Consider the following 25652-nt stretch of genomic DNA (forward strand, 5'->3'; position numbering starts at 1 on the left):
CTTGATTTACAAAGGGATATTCGAATAACCAGAGATTACCTTGCGCTATCTGATCCGCCCTAAACCCAAATCTGACGAAAGTCTTGAATCCTTTATGCTGCGGGTTGCTAGAGGCAACGGGTACTCTAACTTTTCAACATTTGTCGATTCACTAAAAAGTGACGTTCCTGAATCGGAGCATGAGAGGTTCGGATCTTTTTTACCTAAAGACATAACAACTGCAAACCTTTACCACGCGCAACTATCCAGCAGACGGCGGGTTGAAATGCTCCGCCAATTTGCTGATTTAACAGGCTGTGTATTCAGCGAACTAATAGATATTTGCCTGGCTCGTGGGGCCGTCACATTTTCAAAAAAACGTGCGAGCCTTTACAGACAAGGTATTACTATCCCCTTGAGTGAACTAATCCCACTCAATGAAGTTCCGGTTTGCCCCTTGTGTCTAAAAGAAAATGGTTATGGTCGTCAAATTTGGCATTTTAGGTCATACACAGCGTGCCATTACCATCGAACAAGTTTACTTAGTTCTTGTCACTGTGGTGCAACATTAAGTATGTCTGAGCAAGACTTTTCCGAAACCTGCCACGTATGTGGAGATTCGCTGTCAGACCAAGTAACGAAGGCCTCTGAAACTGAGATCATGGTTTCATCGTGGTTGGCAGGAGAACCGAGTGAGCAGCTTCCACAGGTTGCTGATAGCCATAGATGGGGGCTTTTGCACTGGTATAAGCTCTATGTGTTACCTGACAGCGACAAGCCAGGGACACAATTCCTCAGTTACTTTAAAGCCTGGCCAGAAGTTTTGTTTGAAAAGTTAAAAGCTGATTATGCAAAAGCTTCGGAGCTGTCGGTAATAACCCCAAATGAAATGACCTTCAAAGGTGTTTTTGGTGAGCTTCTAATGTTGTCATGTCGATTGCCTGGCTCTGCACTTGCAGACAATATTGTGCTGAGAGATATTGTTCGTTTCTTGTCAGATGAAGTCATAGAAAACGGCAGTCCAATCGGTGAGCTAGCTATTAATAGTATTGAAGCGGCAATACTGCTTAACACCACAACGGAACAAATTGCCTCGCTATACGAGCAAGGAATTCTGCAGACCCGAATACGACTGAAGAACAGTGAGATAACAACCTTAACATCCCCCATCTTTCGGTTAGCCGATGTACTGTGTTGTTGGCTAACATCCTATCAAAGCGACACGTCAAACCGGCGTTATCTTGTCTCTAGGTGGTAACTCGGATGCATTTAAAGGAGCTTCTAGACCAAGAAGATGTTACCGCCAGAAATGTTCAGCTGAAAAAAGCGTTTAATGCGCTGAGTGAACCGATTTGTATTGATGGATACGAAATGCAAGCCATCTTTGTACTGGCAAACCTGACAACGAAACTATCTGATTCAATAGATGTTACCTCAAAAACTGAGGCTTGTAGCTTACTCAGGTCAGAAATCTGGCTATCCAGATGCGTAAATACCGTCAAGTTCAGGCATACCCACAATCTGAAATATCCGGATTACAAGAATCGTGGCGTATTGCGTCTGGAACCGATAGGAGAGCTCCCCGCTGGTTATATATCATCCCAACTTTGCAAAGACCGACACAGGTTAGGTTGGTCGCAAAATTCTGCTGATATCAATTACCAACTATTTTTCTGTGCGAACTTTATCTGGCGAGGTGCCATATGCAATATCGCGGATCTGATATGTCTGAAAAATGCTGACTTTCAACGCTCACTGCATAATGCTGGTATGTATAAAAAAGATTACCAGTGGATAGAGAAAGAGCTTCAGCAAATCACTCAAAGAAAAACGGTGTTTGAGCTTGGCTCTGAACTCCGCCAAATCAGGTTACCGTATCATAAAAATTATTGCGCACTTACACCCGTACCAGCTCATAATTTGCAGCGGGAAATACATTTAGCGTTAAAAAATGAACGACAACAAAAGTCTGTATCTGGGCATACCAGAGCTGCGAGTGTTGGCGATTTAGTTGCGGCTGCAGCTGGTAAACTCTTTACGTTTAAGACGTTGCCACAAAAGCTTCGAATGAGACATACCTTGAGTCCTTCTAACCAATTACCGCAAGAAGGCTTAACTGCACTGGGGCAGTTAATACAGGTTGAACAGTTACTCCTGACTGAAAATATCCGAAAAAAGCTGATCGTTCAGTGGCAACAAGAGGTGCTGCAATATATCGAAATCTGGATGCAGCGCTATTTTTTACATCAAGAAAAACCTAAGCTCAGCGCAATAGTTGAGCGATTTAACGTCCATCTTAGTAAAATCAAAAGTGGGCATCATCTGGCATATCGGCCTGAAGTTACAAAGTTGCTAAATCAGTTGTGTTCAAAAATTATTGATACCAACGAGACAGCTTCTGTTGAGCAAGTAAAATCCAATTTTTTGTTGTTACCTGGGATGAAAGTCTCGGGAGCATCTGCAATCAGCTCAGCCTATACCGTTGGCCTGCCATCACTCATCGGTGTATGGGGATTTCTACACGCGTTTGAACTAAACGTTCAGCGCTGGACCAACATCAATGATTTTAGAATCGAGAGTTTTGCACTCTGCCTGCATAGATTTAGTCTCGATAACCGTGGATTGACCAGAGAAGTCAAAGTCGAACAAAAAACGCTGCTGACACCTGCAACGCTGCCAACACGTTACTGCGATTTGGTGGTTAGCTTTGTGCTAAAAATTAAAGCCAACAACCAGTTGCCAGAGGCTACACAACTCTATTCATACTTGCCGAACTCACTATGCCAAGGCGCTGTACACGCCAAAATAGAACAGCTTAATAAGAGCGGCTATTTCGGATCTTTTTATCAGGCTGCTTTGGCTATATCTGACAAAAGAGGCCGCTGGCTGTTACCCAATACTGATTTTTCACCTGTTGACGTTGCAGATATGCTGGCAACACCTGATCTGCTTCTAACCAATGTTGGCTATCAGCTTTTAGAGAAACCAGCAGAAAAACCTGGTGCAGTGGATAACTTGCCACATGCGTTTGCAGAACCTGTCATTGGGCAAGTGCGCCAATATCATGCCAGCGCTGATGCTGTAGAAGATGAATTTTTCTGGAAGATTGCAGTACTTCCAAATGCCTTTTTATTAGGGATTGAGGGAACTGAATATGAAACTACCACAGAGATTTAGCTACCGTCGTTCGTTATCTCCCAGTATTGGGGTTTTTACCTATGCAGATAAACAGTCTGTAGAAAAACCGCTGTCGTTCAAAAGTGTAAAAATTGTTGGCCAAAAAGAAGGTGTTACTGAGGGTTTTGACAATTCTATGATGCCAAAAGCTTCTGCAACAGCAAAAAAACTCGGCGAAGGCAACCTACATACCGTCGAGTATTGTCATGTTCCTTACGATGCAAAACGAATGTTCTGCCGATTTTCGTTGACGGTAAATGCGAACTCTATTTCGCCAGAAGTCTGCAATGACCCAAGTGTTCTTGAGGCTATGTCTGGATTCGTAAAGGCTTACAGCGATGTAAACGGGTATACCTACCTTGCAGAACGCTATCTAAAGCAAATTATTTCAGGCACATGGTTATGGCGAAATCAATATTCGCTCAGCACCGCAATAAGGATCAGAACCAATACCGGCCACAATGTTACTGCGGAAAACGTACACGCGCACGGAATGCGAAAAGATTGGCAACACCAACTGGTTGGATGGACAAAATTAGTAGAAGATTTTAGTAATGCACTGACTGATCATAGCAAGTTCCTGCTATGTGAGATAGAAGCAGAGCTAATTCCGGTTACTTGCCAGGAGATTTATCCGAGCCAGGCATTTAACGAGCGCGGAAATAGCGAAGCCGCTAGCCGGGTATTTCAAAGAACTCAGGTTGATGGCGTCGACAGCCCTATTTTGGGGGCATACAAGATTGGTGCGGCAATCGCTCAGATTGACGATTGGTTTGATGATGCTATTGAGCCTTTGCGAGTTGGCCAATACGGGGTCGACAAAAAGTCAGGTACCGCCCTTCGCAGCCCTGAAAATGGATTAGATTTTTTCAGTACAATTACGCAGGTTGAACAACTGACGGACGAGATAAAAGCAAAAAACCAACCTAACAACCGAGCTCACTTTTTGGCAGCTAATCTGATCAAAGGCGGTTTGTTTCAGAAAGGGGCAGCCAATTGAGCAGGTACTTTTTCTATATTCGATATTTGCCTGAGGACGTAAACTGCGAGTTCCTGGCAGGAAAATGTATTCGTATTTTACATGCCTATCAGACCAGATTTAACTTACGAACTATTGGTGTGACATTCCCTGATTGGGAGGATAGCAGTATAGGTCGAACTATCGCTTTTGTGTCTGAATCGAAAAGCCCGCTGACAACCCTAAGTCAGCAGAATTACTTTGTACGCATGGCTGAAGATGGATATTTCCGAATTAGTGATATTCAGGTTTTGCCTGATGAGCAGGAATATCAGGAATTTATCTATTACAGGGAAAGAAGACTGGAAAAAGAATCTACATCTGCTAAAAAAAGAGAATTAAAGCGTTTGCAAGCTAGAGCCTTGCTGAGAGGTATCGACTACGTACCTAAACTTGAAGCATCCAAATGCGTCGAAATACCTTTTGCCCACCGATTAATATTCGGTAGCTCCAGTGGTGCAGATTTCTTGCTTAGTATTGGTCGTTTAGAATGCGAGAAAAAACAACCGTCAGATTTCAGCAGTTACGGATTAGGAAATAGACTTGAGCTTAAGGGATCAGTACCTTGTCTAAGACTCTTTATTTCAAGGTGTTAGGTAAGCGCATGGTTTTACAGCTTAAATGATAGAGCATAAAATTATGGCAAGACTAGCCATCACTATTCTAATCCATTGATTTTAAATACTTTACTAGATGTATTGTGTAGTAGCCCGCCGTGTAGGTGGCTTAGAAAATTGAAGGATTAGAGGGCGAAATACATAACGTGTAGCCCGCCGTGTAGGTGGCTTAGAAAAACGAGTATATTGATACTCAGTTGGTCGAGTTGTAGCCCGCCGTGTAGGTGGCTTAAAAACCGGAAGCAAAAGTCCCTGGTTCTACTCGTGATATCCGCCGTGTAGGTGGCTTAGAGACCAGAAGTATAAGTTACAGATACTAATTGTGAATTCCGCCGGATAGTAGCTAACGACGGTTTAAGGGTACGGCAAGTGATACTAGACTTACTGCTTGTCCTTGCAGGGGCAATTTGTAGTTTTTCGCGTACCGGATAAATCTTACACATCAGTTTAATCGCATTAAATAAAACTTTGATTTAACCGGAAACTCCACTTGAATGATGTTATGCGCCAAGGTCCGACTGAGGCTTTGCCTTCCTCCTTTATAGAGCACTTATTATGTCGTCTAAAACGCCATGTAGCCACTGGTGAAATTCTCAGGTAATGGATTTGAGTTAATTGATGAATAACTCGCATATTGCCCCAGCTTAAAATTTGACGTAAACAACATAAACTGCAGCAGCAAAATTTATTGAAAAGTAGGTACTAATGATCGAGGTAATAACACAAATTTCAGCAATTGTAGCTCTTTGGGTTGCCATTTATGGCATTGATTCCTGGCGCAGAGAGCACATTGGTAGGAAGAGGGCTGACACTGCTGAAGAAGCGTTATCTCTCATGTATGAAGCATCTGATATTATTGAACAAATACGGCACCCAGTTTCATTTGTTGGCGAGTATGGTGAAATTGAGCGCGGACAGTCCGAATCTGAAGCGCAATGGCAGGCGCGTAGGAATGCAAATGTTGCTTTCGTTCGTTATAACAAGCACCAAGAGCTTTTCAATAAGCTTCATGCTATGAGATACCGATTTATGACACAATTTGGCAAGGACAGCGCCAAACCGTTAAGCGAGATTCGAAATGTTACGAATGAGGTGTTATCAGCAGCAAATGCACTTTCCCGTCTTTGGCCACGTGATCATTTCAGAACAGATGAACAATGGCAGAACCATAGGGCGCTGATCGAAAAGTATGAAGATAAATTTTGGAGCATGATGTCGGAAGAAGACGAATTAAACAATCGCGTTAAGGCAGCTGTTGCTGAAATGGAAGCTACATGTAGGGCAGAGATTGAGGGGCGAGGAACCCTATATTCAGTTATCAACAAGAACATTCCGAAGCTGAAAAGTTAACAGAGTCATTAACTTCGCCTTACGGCGCCGGACGTCAACATCACTGCCGGAGGTTATGAAATGCGTCATATGTCATGGGGGCACGATTGAAATTCAAAATACAAGGTAAACACCGATTTTTTGTAAGAGCATTGCTAGTTTTGATACCCCTACTAAGTATTGCACTTTCATTTTTTTCTCTACCGCTAGAAGTGGCAGTTCCAGTTAGCATCGCGTTTACTATTATCCCATTTGTTTTGGATCGGTTTGTATTTATATATGGTGTTTTGCATGTGATGCCAATGCCTACTCAAGGTATGCTGTCGCATAGGCTCGGAACCTCATGGTTTACAGAAAATACAGACACAATTGATGAGCTCGGTTTCGTAATCATATTCAAATACAAGGATGTCGCGAAAGAAGCATATGATATGTTCAAAGCATGGAATTATGGGAAGGTTATTGATGCTTCAGAAAATATAGCGTTTCGTGCAATAAGGGAAGGAGACGGAAAGTATAGTGTTTTCGTTTACCCAGGAGATCGCACTGAGAGCTTGCAATATTCTGAATCTCTGGCGAAAGAAATTCACGGCCCTTCGTCACATATAAATGTCATCGTAGCCAAATTTTATATGCAGTTCTGCTTTGACTATTCGAGTGATGAATTAAAAACAAAATGTATCGAGAGCATGCCGTATATTTCTGAACTACTTTTTAACGTCGGTTATGTAGAGGCAGGTGAAGTTAAAACTTATTCGAAAAGAGGGTTTAGGCTAAAGAATTTTATCATCAGAGATAGGTCTGATAGTAAGCTCGGTGAAATTGAGCGTAGACTAAGTTGGGATGACCCCACAGGCAAGCTTCCTGAGATAAATCAGTCTTTAGTCGAGAAAGTTAATAAGCGCTTGCAAGAGAACACATAACAAGTTAATCAAGTATGCAACAAATCCGTCCCCATTATTGAGGAGCCAAGTGTCATTAGGGAAAAGAGAGCTTTGCCAACAATCAGCGAGATAAAAGAAGAGGTGCTTAAATTCCGGAGGCTACTTGAGAAGTGTGATAAATCGAATACAAAACTTGTGATTGATTGTTTTCCAATTATGAGTTGTAAACTATCCTCAATGCTTTTGTCTTATCACTTTCTTGAATTATGGCCGGAGCTTGAAGTGAAGGGCGTCAGTGCAGCTACTGGAAAAAATGATCAAATAACGCACTATTGGTTGGAAATTGATGAGATTGCAATTGATATAACTGGAGATCAATATAACCTCATAAAAGGTAGTGAACTAAACAAAGCAATTGTTAAAAGTCGTCCTTTTGAGGCAATCCATGTTTCTAATATAAACGAAAGCTATCTCTATAACTTGTTCAGAGTCCGAGAACGTGAACGCTTTGTGTACAACTTCCCTACACTTGGTGAAGATTTTATTGAAGATATGAAGCTTAGTTACAACCAGCTCCTGAACCGGGCGACATAACAAGAGATCTTAGCTGATGTCTAGGTCGCTACTGAGATTGGTATTAATTCCGGTGAAAGGTCACTCAGGGTCAAACTCGCCGTGTAGGCGGCTTAGATATCAAAAGTATCATTTACAAATGCTAATATGGAGAGTAGCTAACGACGGTTTAGAGTGACGGTAACTGACACTAGGCTTAGTGCTTGTCCGACACGTAACTCTGTAGGTATATTGTATCATCAGTATAAAAATAGACATGATATTTCTGTCTGTTCCAATATTATTTTAATAGTGATTTAAATTTATCAAAATCTTCCTTATTTAAAGTTTCCATTAATTGGCCAAAAGTCAAATTTGTGCGCAATAGAATTTCCTCAATCGAATTTAAAGTTGGCTTTTCGACGATCTCTTTTAGGATAAAAGATAGAGTCTGCTTTAGATAAAATTCTAGATTAGAGCATAATAGCGACAAGCTAATTACAGCACTGTTACTATGTACAATGTCGCACCTGGCCCTATAAATTCGATAGATTTGCTTTTTTAGCCTGTCTTTGTGGTCGGTTATAGCTTTATTTATGGACTTTCCAGATGACAGGAGACTTTTTATTTCTTCAACTTTAAATATTAAAAAGTATTCATCTGTATAATGAGATTTTAAATGGTCTAAGAAAAAATCCTGCATCAGTATTTCATATAACTCTAATGAACTCTTTTCGTCTATTTTTATATTTTGGCCATTATGTTCAAACTCAAGGTCTGCTAATTCTCTTCTGAGATATTCAAAATGTTTTCTAAAGTAGTTTATGCACATAACGGGGAGTAGCGTATTTATTACTTTCTCTCCAATGGCACTCCCTGAGCTGTTAGATTGGGATAGATGTTCAATAGCGACCCACCAATTTATAATTCGATTTTCATTTATGTTTGTATCGCCGCCAATTCTATAAAATTTGAAAGCTGAAAAAATTTGGTCTTTATCATTTTGTGGAATTTGGGGGTTGTCGACAAGTTTAGAAACCATCGATGTGAAATCTTCAAATCGTCCCTCGGTCAGAGATGATGAAGGATGCTGCAAAATTTTATCAACTTCTAACAGTCTAAATTTATGGTTCTCATCTGTACTAATACAAATAAATTCATCTAATATTGTTATAGGCTTAGATATATACTCGAACCTTATTAGGTCAATAACAGAATATATTTTTTCGTAAGCTAAAGCACCAGCATGCCGCTCATCTTTTGCTTTTAATTTTAGTTTGGCAAATTTTAAGGTTGGATATTTCGAAGTAAGTATTTTATCGATGAAGGATGTTCCGCTTCTTACATCTGAAACATCCGATAAAAACCTTATCTCCGCTATCTCATTTGGGAATGCATCTATTAATTCTTTATTATGAAATTCCAATCTGAATATTATTTCGTATTCATTATCATTATTTGTCACTATTCTTTTTAGCAACTTCAACCTACTTTGAAAATTAGGCGACGAGCCGTTTTTTTTGTTGTTTTTCAGTATATTGATGTAGTAATTAAATAATGTATCGATGCTAGAACCTGAGTTAATTAGAAGACTTAAAAAGTTATTGGTGACTAAACTTATATCTTTTTTAATTTGGTCACTAAGCTCTGCATTTTCAACTAATGCATTATGGAAAAAATCAAAGCATAGGTTTATGTAATTTTCATGTACATAGTGCTTTGCCTCTCTCAACAGAGAGTTAGTGAGCGTGCAGTTTTTTTGAAATTTTTTTTCTGCTGCCGGCTTTTTTAAGTGCTCTATTAGATAGATTATCGTCTCTTGAAAACGATGCTCAAGTTTGAGGAGTGGATCAGAAGTTAAAACATGCTTGGCTTCACTATAAACCATCTCAATGTCTGAATTATTTGATATTGAAATGTTAAACATTTTTGACATCTCTTCGATGGCGTTTAACGGGTTGATAGTTTTAACTCTATAAGAGTCTAATGAAGAAATATTGGTCATGTTGTACCAACAGCCGAGGAAAAATAGCTGTGAAGGAGTGAAAATTGCTTTGTTTAGCTGTCGGTCTATTTTCACTTTTCAGTCCTTTGGCTATTGATATTGGCTCATCGTTAGACTACGATAATCGCTTAAGAGAGGCATAGTTGCTAACTACAGAATTCGATTTTTAAATATTTTCGTACAGAAAACAAGGGGTAAGATAGATGGAAGGCGTAAGCTGGAAGCCTATCCCCCCGCTCTAATTCCCAATACTGAAAACAAGAGTGCTCAATATTATAGTACTTTTAAGATGGTTTGTTCTTTGCGTTTGCAGAATAAGCAGCGCATTAACGCGACAAAGCCTTCCTTATACGGCAAACCGCCTACCAATGAATGACTGGCAATGTGCTTTTCTAGATATTTTTTCCCTCGGCTCCAAAAAGATCTTCAAACCTTTGAAGTAATCTCCTTGAATCAAAAACTACAGCTTGTTTGTGATTAACTTTCAGTTAAGTAATATAATTACAGCGAAAGGGCCGAAAGAGCGTAAAAAGTTCACTTTATGCTTTAAGCTGTAGAGTTCAACTTATGCTTCAAAAATACGTAAGTGACTGATTTTATTTGATCCATAAAGTTCATAATATGCTTAAAACGACAGGAGTTTGCAAAAGAGTGAAGTCCTCTGCAGGCTTTGAATTTAGTGGTGCACCCGCCGCGATTCGAACGCGGGACCTTCGCCTCCGGAGGGCGACGCTCTATCCAGCTGAGCTACGGGTGCGTAACGGCGGCCATTTTATGGGGCTTTGTGGTTATTGTCCAGCCAGCATTTGGCCTAATTCTGTTGCTGGGGTTTAACGGCACAAAAATTAACCAATAGTATAAGTTGCGGCGAAAAAACGCTGGTTGTTTGTGTGTGCATTTCGTAGATTAATGAACGAACTATCAGGGTTATACCGGAGAAATTGATGACTCCCGCTGTTTTGCTGCTGAAAAAGCTCAAAGTGCCGCATCAGGTGCTGGAATATCAGCACGACCCTCAAGCTGAATCTTATGGTCTGGAAGCTGCGACTAAATTGGGTTTAGCTCCGGCTCACGTCTTTAAAACCTTAGTAGCGGCTTTGGATGGCAAAGAACTGGTCACCGCTATAGTGCCTGTGGATCAGCTGCTGAATATGAAACAGCTGGCCAAAGCGGCTGGTGCAAAAAAAGCCGCTATGGCAGCAGCTGCTGATGTAGCGCGTTCCAGTGGTTATGTGCTGGGTGGTGTTAGTCCGCTTGGGCAAAAAAAGCTGTTACGGACTTTTATCGACGACTCGGCTGCTGGTTTTGAAACTATCTATGTCAGCGCTGGTAAAAGAGGGCTGGAGATAGGACTGAAGCCCGCGGATCTGCAGGCTTGCCTGAAAGCTAAACTAGTGAGCTTATGCCAGCACGAAGGCCATTAGTTAACCTAAAGTCGTATCTAACACCATCATCACCGCAAAGCCGACCATTAAGCCCAAAGTAGCGGCTGTCTGATGGCCGTTGCGATGGGTTTCGGGTATCACTTCATGTGATACCACAAAAATCATAGCACCCGCTGCCAATCCTAAGCCCATAGGATAAGCGGCGGCAAAACCACTGGACAAACCTACGCCAATTAAAGCGCCTAAAGGCTCTAAAAGACCGCTGGCTGCTGCGACAAACACGGCAAAACCAGGTTTGAAACCTGCAGCTCTTAAGGATAAAGCCACAGCTAAACCCTCAGGGATATCCTGCAGCGCTATGGCTGTTGCCAGTGGTAAACCCACTGACATATCACCATTAGCAAAACTAACGCCCACTGCCATACCTTCAGGTAAGTTATGTAAGGCGATAGCAAACACAAATAACCAGATGCGGTCGCAGGCCTGATAACCAGGGCCACAAGGGCCGGTTTTGTCGTGTTCGTGTGGGGTAAAGGCATCCAAACCCAGCATCAGTAATACGCCCAATGACATACCAAAGACCACCACCAAAGCACCCAAAGTGTCGCTTTGAAAGAGTTCTGTGCCTGCTTCAATGCCTGGTAATAACAAAGAAAAAGCACTGGCCGCCAGCATCATGCCTGCAGCTATGCCTAATAAGCTGTCTTCCATCGCCTGAGGCAAACTACGAAATAAAAGAGCTGGTAAAGCGCCTAAGGTGGTAGCAACAAAACCTGCTGTGCCGCCTATTAACGCCAGCTTTAAGTTTTCAGAGGAAGGTGAGTTGGATAAATGCACTATGCTTTGAGCCAACAAAATCAGCACAGCAAACAAACCTAAAGCTAAACCTACAGCAGCCAGTTTGTGTTCGCCGGCATGTTGTTTGAGTTCAGAAAACCAGGCAGAGTTTGGTGACAATGAATGAACCTGATCCGACATAACAGTTCCTTGTGGGTCCTTATGGATTAACTGATAGTCAGTAGAGCAAGTAAGGCTGCCAACTGCAATAGCGCGGCAGCCCGAACTGCGGCTTTTTATGCCGCAGCTTTGAGTTTATGAAAACTGTTGCTGCTTAACAGCAATAAGGTCAGAGGCAGCAGTGTCAGATAAAAGGCGGTTTGTCCGCCTAAAGCGGCAAAACTATGGCCTGTGACTATAGAACCTGTGGTGCCACCTAAAGCGGAGAACACTACTATTAAGCCTGTCATGGCCGCATGTTGTTGCTGTGGCAGGCTGGTTAATATGGCTGAGTTCAGCATAGGGTAAATAGGCGCCATAAAAAAACCTATCAGCGGCAACAGATAAGCCGACAAAGGTGCTGTCCATAAAGTCACGTCTGGATCGGGCTGAATTTCGTGGGTTAAAGGCAAAGTCAGCAGCACCAAAGCTGCCATCGCCAGCAGGCAGATATTACAGAGCAGGTGCCATGGAATAAAACGTAAGATAAAACCTGCAGATAAACGCCCTGCTGCCAGGGAAGCCGCAAAAATACTGGTGATTTGCACGCTTAACTGGCTGGGTAAATGCAGCACTTCGTTATTAAAAGTAGGTAACCAGCTGCCTATGCCTTGTTCTATCAGCACATACAAAAAGGCGGAAACAACAAACACAAAAACCAGTGGCTTGGCGGTTAACTTCAGCATGGCGATAAAGTCGTTAAAACCAGTACTTTGCGGGTCCAGCTCTAAAGCAGGGAAGTCGGTGGAGCTGACCAGCGCGAAAGCCAGCAGGCTTAATCCGGCCAGATACCAGTACACATCCAGCCAGCCGTTGCCTGTGCCTTCCGTCATAAAGGCAGCAAAAAACCAATAGGCGGTCAGTACGCCCAGCATAAAAAAGCCTTCAATAAAATTCAGCACTGAAGCGTGTTCAGCTTTGCTTTTGGTGATTAAACCTAAGGTGGCATAGACCGAGACTTTGGTCAGCGCAAAAGCCACACCTACACAGAAAAACAATAACTTACTGGTATCAAAAGAAGGGAATAACGGCATCAGCACCGAAGCGCCAGCAATAAGCAACAAGGCAATTTGCAGCGCTTTTTTGTACCCCAGTTTGGGCAGGGCAGACGCCACCAGAAAAGACACTATGGCAATGGGCAAGTCTTTAAAACCTTCCAGCACACTGGCGGCTTCTTTGCTGACCTGAAAATTCTGGATCACTTGCAGTATCACTATGCCGACGCTGTTGAGCAGCATGGCGAAAATAAAATAGATCAGCAGCAAGGCTGCTTTGATGCGGATGCTTTGCATAGATAGATTTACTCTTTTTAGCTTTTATTGTTGGTTTTTCACCCTGTCTGAAAATCATCATACAGCTATTGCAATCGATTGCAATGCTTGTATTATTAAAAATAGTAGCCAATTTAGATCATTTGAAGGTAGAACAGTGACTTTATCCGCAGTAGCCAGCCAAACCATAAACCATGCCCTTGAAATTGACGAGTGGCAGCTTGTGGATCAGCAGTTTGACCCCGATCAGCTGATGCTAAAAGAAACCTTATTCAGTCTGGCGAATGGCTTTATTGGTAGCCGCGGCACCTACGAAGAAGGTTGCAGTGCAGGCGCCAGCTGTGAAGGCAGTTACTTAAACGGTGTTTATAGCTCCGAACCTATTGTGTATGGCGAGTCGGCTTACGGTTTTGCTAAAAATAACGACAAAATGCTGCAAGTGCCTGATGGTAAAAGCCTGCAACTGGCGCTGGACGGACACTGGCTGGCTGTGTCGGCAGAACAACCCGGTGAACGTAGCCTGGATTTACGCACCGGTATCTTAAGCCGTGAGCAGGTGTTTACCAGTCCTTCCGGCAAACAGCTCAAACTGCAAAGCCGCCGTTTGGTCAGTTTTCAGCACCCTGAACTGATGGCTATTGAATGGACTATCACAGCACAAAACTTCTCTGGCGCTGTATTATTAAAATCCTGTTTGAATGGTCAGTACAAATCGGTATTTAAACCAGACGATCCGCGTGTCGGCGATATGGCGCTGGAAACCAGCTTAAAGCCTGTGGCGCAGCAGGGCATAAAAGACAAAGCCGATTGCAGTTATTTGCTGCATCAGGTGCATGGTGCTGATTTTCAGCTGGTGTCGGCTATTCAGCATCAGTTTGCTGACGATGTGCGTTTTATGGATCAGCAGATTGAACCTAACTTACTGACTCAATTATTTGAGCTGCATCTGCAGCAAGGTCAGGCTGTTCGTTTTAGCAAATACATCAGTTATCAAGTGGCGTCCAAACAGGCCGAAATGCCATTGCCAGCAGCGAAAAACGTACTGCAACAAGCCGTCACTGATGGGTTTGCAGTACTGGCGGCAGAGCAGCAGCAATATTTAGCCGATTTCTGGTTGCAGTCAGATATCCAAATCAGTGACGACCCTGCGCTGCAACAAGGTTTACGTTTTAACTTATTTAGTCTGGTGCAGTCGGCTGGCCGTAATGGTGTCAGCAATATTGGCGCTAAGGGCCTGACCGGGCCTGGTTACGATGGCCATTATTTCTGGGATACCGAAATTTACGTGATCCCGACTTTAAGTTTTTGCCAGCCAGACACTGCCCGTCAGTTGTTATTGCAGCGTTTTAGTCAGTTGGAACAAGCCAAAAACAGAGCGCGGCAGATGTCGCATGACAAAGGTGCTTTGTATCCATGGCGCACCATCAGCGGTGATGAATGTTCGGCTTATTTTCCGGCAGGCACAGCTCAGTATCATATTAACGCCGCCATAGCTTATGCCATTCGAAGCTATGTTCTGGCGACAGATGACTGGGCTTTTATGCAGCAGGCCGGTGCTGAAATGCTGGTGGAGACAGCGCGTTTATGGCTGCAACTGGGCTTTTTCAGTAAGCACGGCGGCCGTTTTGAAATTCATCTGGTGACAGGGCCTGATGAATATACGGCTTTGGTCAATAACAACTTCTACACCAATGCTATGGCGCAGCTACATTTAAGTTTTACCGCTGAAGTCTTGGCAAAGCTTGCGACCCAAAACGCTGAGTTTTATCAGAGTTTTTGTCTGAGGCTGGGGGTTACACCAGAAGAAATACAAAGCTGGCAACAAGCGGCAGAGCTGATGTATTTACCTTATGACGACAAACTGCAGATCAGTGCACAGGACGACAGTTTCTTAGCTAAAAAGCCATGGGATTTTGCTGCTACTCCTGCCGACAAATACCCGCTGTTGCTGCATTTTCACCCGCTGGTCATTTATCGTCATCAGGTGTTAAAACAAGCGGATTTAGTGCTGGCGATGTATTTACTCGACCAGCAGTTTGATCGTGATTTAAAAGCCCGCAACCTGGCCTATTACGAGCCGTTAACCACTCATGATTCCAGTTTAAGCAGCTGTATTCATTCTGTAGCTTTTGCTGAAACAGGCCAGACGGAACGCGCTTATCAGTTTTTTGCCAACACAGCGCGGATGGATTTGGATAACTACCATCACAATACCGAATACGGTGTGCATATTGCCTGTATGGCCGGCAGCTGGTTGTCTGTGGTTTGTGGTTTTGCTGGTATGCGCAGCCGTCCTGAAGGGTTGTATTTTGAACCTAAACTGCCAGCGGCCTGGCCACAGCTGAAATTTAAACTCAACTACAGAGGCCGGGTGTTGCAGGTGCACGTCAGTCAAAAACAAGTGAGTTATCAGTTGTTAAGTGGTGATGATTTAACTTTGCAGCATCAAACAGAGCGTTTTAGTTTAGCGGCAGGCCAAAGTCAGTTGTTTTCCTTGTCAGCAGCTTTGTCTGGAGTGAAATCATGATCCAGGCTTTTATCTTTGATTTGGATGGCGTGCTGACCGATACAGCTGAATACCACTTTTTAGCCTGGCAACAATTGGCGACCCAACTTGGCATCGAATTCAGCCGTGCGGACAATGAACTATTAAAGGGCGTTGATCGCATGGGATCGCTGGAGCTTATTCTGCAGCTAGGACAGAAGCAGTTAAGTTTGGATGAAAAGCTGATGCTGGCAGAGCAAAAAAATACAGAGTATTTGAAGTTGGTAGAGAGCATGTCGCCGGCTGATTTATTCCCAGGTGTATTGCCACTTTTTAGCAGTTTAAAAGCAGCAGGAGTGAAAACAGCTTTGGCCTCAGCCAGTAAAAATGCTGCTTTGGTGCTGCAAAAGTTGTGTATTCCGGATTTGTTTGATTATGTCGCCGACTCCAATCTGATTAAAAACGGCAAACCCGACCCTGAGATCTTTCTCACTTGCGCTCAGGCTTTGGGCGTAGCGCCAGAGCGTTGTATTGGAGTGGAAGATGCGCCAGCCGGAGTGACTGCGATCAAAGCTGCTGGCATGTACGCTTTGGGGATTGGTGAGGAGCACGCTTTAACTCAGGCTGATTTAGTGATCCCTGCCATCTCCGCTTTGGATCAGACACTGCTGACCAAGCTGTTAACCTTGTGAGCTTAACGCCGGGCAGAACTTTGACGGGTTAATAACCGCACAGGTAAGAGTTCAGATTCTGCCTGTTCGCCGTCCATTTGCTGCAATAACTTAGACACCAGCAATTTGCCGCCATTGATGGTGTCTTGTTTCACTGTGGTGAGTGCCGGCGAGCAATAAGCCGACATCGCAATATCATCAAAACCTGCAATAGCCAGTTGTTGTGGCACTTGTACACCATGCTCTTGCAGCGCTTTCATCGCACCTAAAGCTATGGCATCGCTGGCAGCAAAAATACCATCCAGCTTAGGCAGCAACGGGAATAATTGTTGCTGGGTTTTTACATAACCATCCTGAGCGGTAAAGTCGGTGATAAGTTCATAGGCCGGATCTAAAGCCAGACCGGCTTTTTGCAACGCATCCTGATACCCCAGGTAACGTTGTTCAATTTCGTTGTGGCGGTAATCCCCCAAAAAGGCGATATGTTTACAACCTTGAGCCACTAAATGACTAACTGCAGCTTCTGCGCCGCTGCGATTTTGACTACCTACTACTGTAAAACTGTCATGGCCTGAACTGGCGCCCCAGACGACAAAAGGCACTTTGCTGTGCGACAGTTGTTCAATACGTTGATCGTGTTCACCCTGGCCTATGATGATCAAACCATCGGCTCTTTTGGCGTCTATGTAATAAGTTTTCCAGTCTTTGTCTTTGGTTTTGCTGGTGCTGAGCAACATGTCATAACCTTTGTGCGTCAGCTCATCGGCAATTACACCTAAAATTTCCAGCAAAAAGGGGTCAGAAATAGCTTGCTGGCTTTTGGCATCAAACAAAATGATCACGGCTATGGTGTAGCTTTTTTGTGTACGTAAACTACGGGCCGTAGGGTTGACGTTAAATTGATACTGCTGAGCTATTTGTTGTACTTTCAGGCGAGTTTCTATGTTCACTACAGGGTTGTCGCGTAATGCTCTGGATGCAGTAGATTCGGACACTTCAGCTAGCGCTGCTATGTCGGCCAGTGTCATCATTTTTTTACCTGAATTCACAACTTATTTTCCATAAAAACTGCAGTTACCCCTGCCAACTCAATTGATTATGACAAAAGGATGATGCCAAATCGAGCCCCCGTCGTACTTGAAGCCGCAGCTGTGTTGGCTGCGCTACTCGCCCCAGTCACATAGGACAACTATGCTCCTGGGGTCTCGCTCGCTTGCCGCCTTGCTGCAACTCCAATTACTTAGGGGGAACTTATAAGCTAAAACCCTAACACAAAATGATATTGCAAACGATTGCAAAAGTTCCTGTTTCTTTATTGCAATCGATTGCAAGATGAATTATGTTTATTTAAGCAGCAATAAATAAATAGCGTCATAGCTGCGTAATCAAAGACAACGGGGAGAGATCAGATGAACTTACAGCTCACTAAGCTGGCGTCAGCCATGCTCATTACTTTACTGCCAGTCAGTATGTTACAGGCTCAGCAGCAAGCCGAAGACACTAAAAAAGTTGCAGCAGCAAAAAAGCCAGCCGAAGAAAGTCAGATTGAACAAATAGTCATTACAGGTAAAGCCAGTGGTATTGCAGGTTTACGTGTAGATGCCAGCTACGCCATCACGAACGTGTCGGCAGAAAATATCGAAAAAATGAACCCAAAAAGCACGGCCGAGTTATTTACTCTGGTGCCTGGTGTATGGTCTGAAAGCTCAGGCGGTGTAGCTGGTGCCAACGTTTTTGTCCGTGGTTTTCCAGGTGGTGGTGATGCGCCATTTTTAACTGTGCAAATGCAGGGCGTGCCTATTTTCCCACCGCCAACTTTATCTTTTTTAGAAAACTCGTCGATGTTTCGCCTCGATGAAACAGTCGACTTTATGGAAGCTTTGCGTGGTGGCTCAACTCCTGTGATCTCCAATGGCCAGCCGGGTTTAACCACTAACTTTTTGTTAAAAGAAGGCTCAGAAGAAACTGAAGGTTTAGTCAAGTTATCTACTTCGGATTATGGCTTGCAGCGCATGGATGCCGTGGTCAGTGGCGAATTGGCTGACGACTTGTATTTTATGATGGGTGGTTATATCAGCAGCTCACAAGGTGTGCGTGATGCGGGTTTTAATTCAGAAGAAGGCCATCAGTTTACGCTGAATATCACCAAAGATTTGGACAACGGCAGTATCAATTTATATACCCGTCAGACCGATGATCACGGTGTCTGGTATCTGCCAACCCCACTGAATGTGGCTGGTGTGGATAATACCTACACCCAGATTGGCCCAAACAACAGACAAGGGACTATTCAATTTGGTCCGGACGGTGAAAGCCGCAGTGTTGATTTTGGTGATGGCCGTGGTTGGAAAGGCTCAGTATCAGGCGGTACTGTGGGCCTGGATTTAAACAACGACTGGAAACTGCTGTATCGCTTTAACTATACCCAGGGCGATGCCAATACCTTAGGTTTAGTGCCGGAAGCTGGCGCTGTGGCGTTAAGCACTGTTGCTGACAACGGTTTAAATGCAACAGGTGCAACCACTGGTACTTTGTATGATGGCGATACCATGGTGCAGCAAATTGGCCGCTGGGTCGTTGAAAAAGAGCTGGATTCCTTTACCAACGACTTAGCTGTCACCAAAACCGCCGACAGTGCTAAATACACTGTAGGTGTCTACAGCACCGCCTTTTCTGTCAAAGACTGGTGGTCTATAGGTAACCAGTCCTGGCATGTGGTGCAATCTGGTGGCGAAGCTTTAACGGGCATAGATTGTAACGACAATCAGGACAGCTGTAGCTGGAACTACGATATTGATGCCACAGGCGATGGTACAACACGTGCTTTATACGCCGCTGTTGAAGTGGCGTTAAATGAGCAATGGACAGTGGATCTTGGTCTGCGTAATGAAAACCACACTATTGATTACACAGTAGATGAAGGTTTAACGGGGCAGGTCAGCAAAGCTGTCAGTTATGACGAAAGTAAAATTGCCTGGACTGCTGGTGTGAACTGGATGTGGCAAAAAAATATGGGGGTATTTGCCCGCGTTAATAAAGGCAACAAGATGCCATTTTTTGACGACTTCCGCGATAACTACGGTGCCTTTACCAGCGGTGAAAAGCTGATTAAAGAAGTGACTCAGTTTGAGTTAGGCTACAAATGGGCCGAACAAAACTATAGCTTTTACGCCACTTCATTTTATAACCAGGTGGAAGGCGATACTTTTGTCCGTCGTCCGGGTGATCCGGCTGAAGTGATGACCAACAGAGCTTATGGTGTAGAACTGGACTTTAACTACTTCACCAGCGTAGGTTTTTCACTGAACCTGAATTCAACGCTACAAAAAACTGAAATCACCGAAAGCCCAACTAACGAAGGCAACAGAGCTCAGCGTCAACCAAGATGGCAAGTGCGTTTAACCCCAAGTTATGGCTTTGAAGCTTTTGAAGATACCTTTGCTTCTGTTTACGGCACTATAGCTGCTGTGTCTGACCGTTATGCTGACAATGAAAATACTGTGACTTTAGCGGGTTACACCAAAATTGATGCGGGTTTACAGCTGGAGTTAACAGAGCAGTTAAAAACTCAGTTGTCGGTGGATAACCTGACAGATAAACAAGGTTTAACCGAAGGCGACCCACGTAACCCAACTTCACCGAACGGCCGTTATATTCTGCCGCGTTCTGTGACTTTAAGTATGACCTATCAGTTCTGATTGGGACTATAAAAAAGGCCAGCAATTTGCTGGCCTTTTTCTCCCCGTCGACGTCTATCGTCCCCTGTTGTTTTTATTCTTTTTACCCCTGATTTTTATCAGGTTAGGCAAATATGTGTACTCGTAATTTCTATTACTTTGAGTACAAAAAATCAACTGCGTTAGTTATAACTAATTTACTCTGTAATCGCCACCTTCTTTTGCACGAAAGCATGGACTATTTTGTGTACTGGCTACGCAAGGCTGTGCCTGAGCGTTGCCGCGGATCATACTGAACCAGCCAGTCTGCTCACCTGTCAGCTGCAATTGGATGTCTTCAATACCGGCTTTATCCATGGAGCCATGTGCTCCTTTGTGGCAAAACAATAATTCGACATGGCGTTCGCCATCTTTTAATAACAGCGATTGTGGCTGCTCCGGATGGCCGCCAAAAGCGACAAACTGCGCCGGTGTTCTTAAGCCGCTGTTGCTACCGTCGGCAAAAAAAGCCAATACATGCTGGTAATACACCACATAACTGCAGACTTCTTTGTGTGAGCCTCTGTCCAGTGGAAAAACTTTATCCAGAAAAGCTTTGGAGTAATCCATGATCTGACGGACATGACTCTGGTTCAGCCCGGCTATGTAGCTGATCTCTTCCCGGATATCATGGTCCTGGTGTGAGTTTTGGGTGGCTGTCATGTTCATGATTTCTGTCCTGTTGTGTGTTGCTTTTAATAAGTTCTTAAGGCTGTAGGGCCAGTAAAGCAGCATTGCTGTTGCTTGATATTTAGTCTATGTTAGTTTTCTGAATAATTTCACAATTAAAACTTCACAGTGTGAATTTTACAAAATGACAGCAAATAAAAGTTTACTCAGAAAGTCGCATTTCCTTGGTACTAAGATCAGAAACCTTAGAAAGCGCAATAACTTAACTATGGAAGACTTGTCGACCCGTTGTATCAGAGTGAACTCTGAGTACGCGCCGTCCGTGTCTTATTTGTCGATGATTGAGCGCGGCAAACGGGTGCCGAGCCTGGATATGCTGCAGGTCATTGCTGAAGTTTTTCAAAAAGAAGTTGAATGGTTTCTTGATGGCGAAGAGCAGCAACTGGATATCACACCGCAAAAAGGCAGTAGAGGCGGAGTATCTGGTATGGCGCTGGAACCGGGCTTTTTGTTTTCCAATGACATTTTGCAAATTGCTATTCCGGAGATGTTGTCACAAACCGGCATTAGCGGTCGCCAGTTTGCCCAGCTGCTTATTCGCGCGCATCAGGAGCATCACCAAAACCATTTCCCTGAGTTGGAACGGGCTGCTGAAGAAGTGGGCCTGAAGCGTATGCCGTTGTCGGTGGAAGATTTAATGCAGATAGTGCAGCAGTTGGGTCTGCAGGTACGCTGGTTTGAGCAAACGCCAAAAGAAGTGTTGGATGAGCTGGGGGTATTGTCGAAAAATGTCCCTACATCGTATTTCTTACCACCCGCAACTCTGCATTTAAATAAGCTACTGCAACAGTGGCCAACCCGACTGAAGTACGAGCTGGCCGTGCATATTGGCCATGCTGTGCTGCATAACAAAGATGGTGTGAAAAGCGGCATGATGGTAGGTGGTGCTTTTGAATCCGTGCCGACGGACGACAGTGCTGTGGCACCACAGGATATTTTGCATGCCTGGCGTGATTTTGAATCGAGCTTTTTTGCCGGTGCTTTGTTATGTCCTAAAATGCCGTTTCGTCAGCTATTAGACAAACAAGGTTATGAAATCAGCTCACATCACTTAGCTGGTGTATCGGCCTCTGTCGCTATGCGCCGTATGACGGCGGTGTCGCCATACAGCCACTGGCATTATTTTGATGCCTACACACCGGGTAAATTAAAGGCGGTGTATCGGGGGAATGGAATTCCGTTGCCCTGGGGCAATATGCGGCAGGTGGAAGATCCTTGTCAGCACTGGGCGGTATTTCGGATGTTTGAAGCGGCCGAGTCTGCCCATTCAGCGCAGTTGTCTATTTTAGATGTGCAGGGCCAGCCACGGATTTATTGTTGTGAATCCACCAAAGTCTCTGATTTAGCGGGTAATGCTCATGTGCTTTGTGCTGGTATTGATTTAAATCCTGCGATTGAAGCTCAGGGCATGGATGTGGAGACTATGGCGCAGGAGTTAAAACAACTCTGTCGAACGCAAGGAGGGGCAGCCGTAGTGCCCAAATCTATTCGCTCTACTTTAACGACGGTGTCGAATATTTTGAATATCAACTGGGTGGCCCGCAGTTTAGATAAACCAGCCCAGCTGATTTGTTCGCGCGGTAATCATTGTCCACGAGAGCCTGGGTGTTACCAGCACTGCTCTGCGAAATAATAAAATGGGGTCAGATCACATTGTTAACTGTTAACAATGTGATCTGACCCCATTTTTAGAGTTTAGGTTTAGAGTCCTTTTTTCAACTGCCAGCTTAATTGCTGTTCAGCGAAAAACGGCACTATAGGGCTGCCATCAGGTAAGGTGATCTCCGCTGGTACTGTCCAGTCTTGTTTCACTAAAGTGATGGTGCCGCTGTTGCGTGGCAGGTTGTAGAAGTCCGGGCCATAGTGGCTGGCGAAACCTTCTAACTTGTCCAGGCAACCTAAGTCTTCAAAGACCTGAGCATAGAGTTCAATTGCACTCCAGGCACTGTAACAACCGGCACAACCACAAGCTGCTTCTTTACGATGTTTAGCGTGTGGTGCTGAATCTGTGCCTAAGAAAAACTTTTTATTGCCAGTGGCGACCACAGCACGCAAGGCTTCCTGATGCGTGCGGCGTTTGAGTACCGGCAGGCAGTAGTTATGCGGCCGTACACCACCCACTAACATATCGTTGCGGTTCAGTAATAAATGCTGAGGTGTAATAGTGGCTGCAACACGGTCTGGCGCTGCTTTAACAAACTCAACAGCGTCTGCAGTCGTGATATGTTCAAATACCACTTTGAGGCCTGGAATAGTGTCGATCAGCTGAGTTAAATGCTGATCGATAAATACTTTTTCACGGTCAAAAATATCGATATGGCTGTCGGTCACTTCACCGTGTACCAACAACAGCATTTGCTGCTCAGCCATTACTTCCAGCACAGGGTACAGTTTACTTAAACTGCTGACACCAGAATGAGAATTGGTCGTAGCGCCTGCCGGATACAATTTAGCGGCCACTACACCTTTAGCTTTGGCGGCTTTAATGTCTTCGGCTGAAGTTTTATCTGTAAGATACAACACCATCAGAGGTTCAAAGCTGCTGCCTGCAGGTCGGGCTGCCAGAATACGTTCTTTGTAGGCTAAAGCTTCTGCAGCATTGGTTACAGGAGGAACAAGATTGGGCATCACAATAGCACGCTTAAAACAACGGGCAGTGGCTGCCACAGTTTCTTTGAGCATATCGCCGTCGCGAAAATGTAAGTGCCAGTCGTCCGGGGTTTGCAGAATTAATTCAGTCACAGCGCTTCTCCTCTACTGATGCAGTGTCATGCCGTCAGGGCGTGGCAGTTTAACACGGCTCAGCGGGATACTCAGCACAGCAGGTTAAACTTTTATTCTGCTGCTTACGGTGATGCGGGAATGGAGTAATCCCATTCGGATAGGTTATAGTCAGTACCGATACTACAAGATGTTCAACAGGTTACCGACCATGGAACAGAGCAGCGCGTTAAAACAACAATCCCAATGGCTGTTGCCCTGGCAATGGTTGGTGCCGCTATTTTGTTTGCTGTGCGCTGGCATTGTGACGGAATACCAATCGAGACAACTGGTGGAGCAGCGGCAAAATCAGGCGCTGCAGCAGCTCATTGGCTTATCAGGCCAGCTGCGTTCTTTTGTTGAGTCCGAATTAAACACCTCTTTGTATATGAGCCTTGGGCTGGCGTCCCATTTACGCGCCAGCGATGGCAAACTTTCTGAAAAAGAAATGTTGTTTTTACTGCAAAACTTACTGGATCAAGGCAAACATATCCGCAATATAGGGTTGGCGCCTGACAATGTGCTGACGCTGATTTATCCGGTGCAGGGCAATGAAAGAGCTTTGGGACTGGATTACAAAAACTTGCCTCAACAATGGTCTGAAATTAAACAGCTGATTGAAGAGAAAGAACCCAAATTAGTCGGGCCAGTAGCCTTGATCCAAGGTGGGGAGGGCTATGTATATCGTCTGCCATTGTTTCTGAATGATGGCAGTTACTGGGGCATTATCAGCACTGTACTGGATTTAACTTCCTTTAATCAGATGCTATTGCAACAAGCGAATAGCCTTCAGGTGCAGGTAGGGATCCGTGAAAAAGATCAGCCTTCCGGTGCTTTGTTTGGTTATTCGCATTTATTCAGTGAAGATTCGCTGGTGCTGGATTTAAATATCAAAGGGGCAGACTGGCAAATTGCGGTGCGTTTTATGGATGACGCTACAGGTTGGGGCTTGTGGCAATGGCGTTTATTAGGGGCATCCTTGTCGGTTGTATTTTGCCTGATGCTGGCCTGGTTGCTTTACTCCTACAGGCGCAGTGCCTTGTTTGCCGATGCCCTGCAAGACAATGAAATGTACTCACGTCGTATTATGAACAGTGTACTGGACGTGATAGTGACCACAGATGTGGATGGCACCATTGACAGGGTCAACAGTGCTGTCAGTACTGTGTTTGGTTATTTACCTATTCAACTGGCGGGTCAGCCTTTTAGTCTATTGTTAGCGCCGGGCCAAGCCGAAGCATTAGCTGCGCAATCTCCCGGGGAAGGGGCTGCGGTTGAATTGCTTGGGGTTCGTCACAACGGCGAAATTTTTGCGATGGACTTATCGCGTAACAGCACTGAACATCAGGGAAAAGCCCGTTATGTCTGGTTGATCCGCGATATTTCCGAGCGAAAAAAGGTAGAACAGTTAAAAAATGATTTCGTCTCTACCGTCAGTCATGAACTACGTACGCCTTTGACTGCTATCACAGGTGCTTTGGGGTTGGCTGTGGGTGGGGCTTTGGGTGAGCTGAATGAAAAACAGCAGCATATGCTGATGCTTGCGCAGCAAAATAGTCAACGTTTAGGGAAGTTAATTAACGACTTGCTGGATATCGAAAAACTGGCTGTGAATAAAATGCAGTTTAAATTCAGGCTCTGGCCTTTAAACGAGTTACTCAGGCAAGCCATAGAGCTGAACCAGCCAGTGGCTTTGCAGCGACAGGTGAAGCTGGAGCTCCGCTGTGCTGAACAGGATGATTTATGGGTAGAAGTCGATGAAGTGCGTTTGCAGCAGGTGATGGCTAATTTACTGGCTAATGCGATACGGCACTCACCAACAGGCGCAGTTGTGCTGGTGAGTATGGAGTTATCACCTAAGATGGTTAAAGTGACTGTGACCGATCAGGGAACTGGCGTAGCCTCGGGTTTTGAGCCTCGTTTGTTTGAGAAATTCTCACAGGCCGACTCATCGGATCGGCGGCAGGTAACAGGTACAGGGCTCGGCCTGGCTATCTGTAAAGATTTGATTAAAGCCATGCGTGGCGAAATTGGTTACCAGCGCTCTGAGCAAGGTGGAGCCTGTTTTTATTTTACCTTGCCTTTGGCAACTGAATTATCTCTGGAATAAGGTTTGT

19 protein-coding genes and 1 tRNA gene are annotated in these 25652 nt (G+C 44.4%); 13 read left to right on the forward strand and 7 right to left on the reverse strand.

What is annotated here, in order from left to right; translation table 11 throughout:
* Positions 1-40: 40 nt before the first annotated feature.
* The 7 genes from LSG34_RS06505 to LSG34_RS06535 all read left to right on the forward strand — a co-directional run bounded on the left by LSG34_RS06505 (position 41) and on the right by LSG34_RS06535 (position 7598).
* A complete protein-coding gene (locus LSG34_RS06505; RefSeq protein ID WP_233008021.1) occupies positions 41-1237 on the forward strand; it encodes a TniQ family protein in 1197 nt (398 codons plus the stop codon).
* 5 nt (positions 1238-1242) lie between these two features.
* Positions 1243-3156: a type I-F CRISPR-associated protein Csy2 gene (locus LSG34_RS06510; RefSeq protein ID WP_233008022.1), complete on the forward strand. Its 1914-nt coding sequence runs from the start codon at positions 1243-1245 to the stop codon at positions 3154-3156.
* Positions 3134-4156: a type I-F CRISPR-associated protein Csy3 gene (csy3, locus tag LSG34_RS06515; protein WP_233008023.1), complete on the forward strand. Its 1023-nt coding sequence runs from the start codon at positions 3134-3136 to the stop codon at positions 4154-4156. The genes LSG34_RS06510 and csy3 overlap by 23 nt, the downstream gene beginning before the upstream one ends.
* Positions 4153-4770, forward strand: a complete 618-nt coding sequence (gene cas6f / locus LSG34_RS06520) for a type I-F CRISPR-associated endoribonuclease Cas6/Csy4 (RefSeq protein ID WP_233008024.1) — start codon at positions 4153-4155, stop codon at positions 4768-4770. The genes csy3 and cas6f overlap by 4 nt, the downstream gene beginning before the upstream one ends.
* 726 nt (positions 4771-5496) lie before the next feature.
* The gene (locus LSG34_RS06525) at positions 5497-6141 is read left to right on the forward strand and encodes a hypothetical protein (RefSeq protein WP_233008025.1); all 645 of its coding nucleotides are present in this window, start codon (positions 5497-5499) and stop codon (positions 6139-6141) included.
* Positions 6142-6227: 86 nt separating this feature from the next.
* The gene (locus LSG34_RS06530; protein ID WP_233008026.1) at positions 6228-7043 is read left to right on the forward strand and encodes a hypothetical protein; all 816 of its coding nucleotides are present in this window, start codon (positions 6228-6230) and stop codon (positions 7041-7043) included.
* 72 nt (positions 7044-7115) lie between these two features.
* Positions 7116-7598 carry a hypothetical protein gene (locus LSG34_RS06535; protein ID WP_233008027.1) on the forward strand — a complete coding sequence of 161 codons (483 nt, stop codon included), beginning with the start codon at positions 7116-7118 and terminating at the stop codon, positions 7596-7598.
* A 259-nt stretch (positions 7599-7857) separates the two neighbouring features.
* On the opposite strand, the gene LSG34_RS06540 is transcribed toward LSG34_RS06535, so the two are convergent.
* Both LSG34_RS06540 and LSG34_RS06545 read right to left on the reverse strand, forming a co-directional pair.
* Positions 7858-9636, reverse strand: coding sequence for a hypothetical protein (locus tag LSG34_RS06540; protein WP_233008028.1), 1779 nt, complete (start codon positions 9634-9636; stop codon positions 7858-7860).
* 605 nt (positions 9637-10241) lie between these two features.
* Positions 10242-10318: transfer RNA gene (locus LSG34_RS06545), tRNA-Arg, on the reverse strand.
* Between the two features lie 187 nt (positions 10319-10505).
* On the opposite strand from LSG34_RS06545, the gene ybaK reads away from it, so the two are divergent.
* Positions 10506-10985, forward strand: a complete 480-nt coding sequence (ybaK, locus tag LSG34_RS06550; protein WP_233008029.1) for a Cys-tRNA(Pro) deacylase — start codon at positions 10506-10508, stop codon at positions 10983-10985.
* On the opposite strand, the gene LSG34_RS06555 is transcribed toward ybaK, so the two are convergent.
* Both LSG34_RS06555 and LSG34_RS06560 read right to left on the reverse strand, forming a co-directional pair.
* The gene (locus LSG34_RS06555) at positions 10986-11924 is read right to left on the reverse strand and encodes a ZIP family metal transporter (protein WP_233008030.1); all 939 of its coding nucleotides are present in this window, start codon (positions 11922-11924) and stop codon (positions 10986-10988) included.
* A gap of 95 nt (positions 11925-12019) precedes the next feature.
* Positions 12020-13234, reverse strand: a complete 1215-nt coding sequence (locus tag LSG34_RS06560; RefSeq protein ID WP_233008031.1) for an MFS transporter — start codon at positions 13232-13234, stop codon at positions 12020-12022.
* A gap of 136 nt (positions 13235-13370) precedes the next feature.
* Between LSG34_RS06560 and LSG34_RS06565 the strand changes: the two genes are divergently transcribed.
* Positions 13371-15740: a glycoside hydrolase family 65 protein gene (locus LSG34_RS06565; RefSeq protein ID WP_233008032.1), complete on the forward strand. Its 2370-nt coding sequence runs from the start codon at positions 13371-13373 to the stop codon at positions 15738-15740.
* Positions 15737-16390, forward strand: coding sequence for a beta-phosphoglucomutase (gene pgmB, locus LSG34_RS06570; protein ID WP_233008033.1), 654 nt, complete (start codon positions 15737-15739; stop codon positions 16388-16390). The genes LSG34_RS06565 and pgmB overlap by 4 nt, the downstream gene beginning before the upstream one ends.
* Before the next feature lie 2 nt (positions 16391-16392).
* Here the strand turns inward: pgmB and LSG34_RS06575 are convergent, their stop codons facing one another.
* A complete protein-coding gene (locus tag LSG34_RS06575; protein ID WP_233008034.1) occupies positions 16393-17418 on the reverse strand; it encodes a LacI family DNA-binding transcriptional regulator in 1026 nt (341 codons plus the stop codon).
* Between the two features lie 360 nt (positions 17419-17778).
* Between LSG34_RS06575 and LSG34_RS06580 the strand changes: the two genes are divergently transcribed.
* Positions 17779-20067 carry a TonB-dependent receptor gene (locus tag LSG34_RS06580; protein ID WP_233008035.1) on the forward strand — a complete coding sequence of 763 codons (2289 nt, stop codon included), beginning with the start codon at positions 17779-17781 and terminating at the stop codon, positions 20065-20067.
* 171 nt (positions 20068-20238) lie between these two features.
* On the opposite strand, the gene LSG34_RS06585 is transcribed toward LSG34_RS06580, so the two are convergent.
* Positions 20239-20754, reverse strand: coding sequence for an aldolase/citrate lyase/malate synthase family protein (locus LSG34_RS06585; protein WP_233008036.1), 516 nt, complete (start codon positions 20752-20754; stop codon positions 20239-20241).
* Between the two features lie 145 nt (positions 20755-20899).
* On the opposite strand from LSG34_RS06585, the gene LSG34_RS06590 reads away from it, so the two are divergent.
* Entirely contained in the window at positions 20900-22408 is a 1509-nt protein-coding gene (locus tag LSG34_RS06590; protein WP_233008037.1) for a DUF3612 domain-containing protein, read from the forward strand.
* 68 nt (positions 22409-22476) lie between these two features.
* On the opposite strand, the gene pyrC is transcribed toward LSG34_RS06590, so the two are convergent.
* On the reverse strand, positions 22477-23517 hold the full coding sequence (gene pyrC, locus LSG34_RS06595) for a dihydroorotase (protein ID WP_233008038.1): 1041 nt from the start codon (positions 23515-23517) through the stop codon (positions 22477-22479).
* A 190-nt stretch (positions 23518-23707) separates the two neighbouring features.
* Between pyrC and LSG34_RS06600 the strand changes: the two genes are divergently transcribed.
* Positions 23708-25645: an ATP-binding protein gene (locus LSG34_RS06600; RefSeq protein WP_233008039.1), complete on the forward strand. Its 1938-nt coding sequence runs from the start codon at positions 23708-23710 to the stop codon at positions 25643-25645.
* Positions 25646-25652: the final 7 nt, after the last annotated feature.

The sequence above is a fragment of the Rheinheimera faecalis genome (assembly GCF_021290965.1).
GTDB lineage: Bacteria > Pseudomonadota > Gammaproteobacteria > Enterobacterales > Alteromonadaceae > Pararheinheimera > Pararheinheimera faecalis.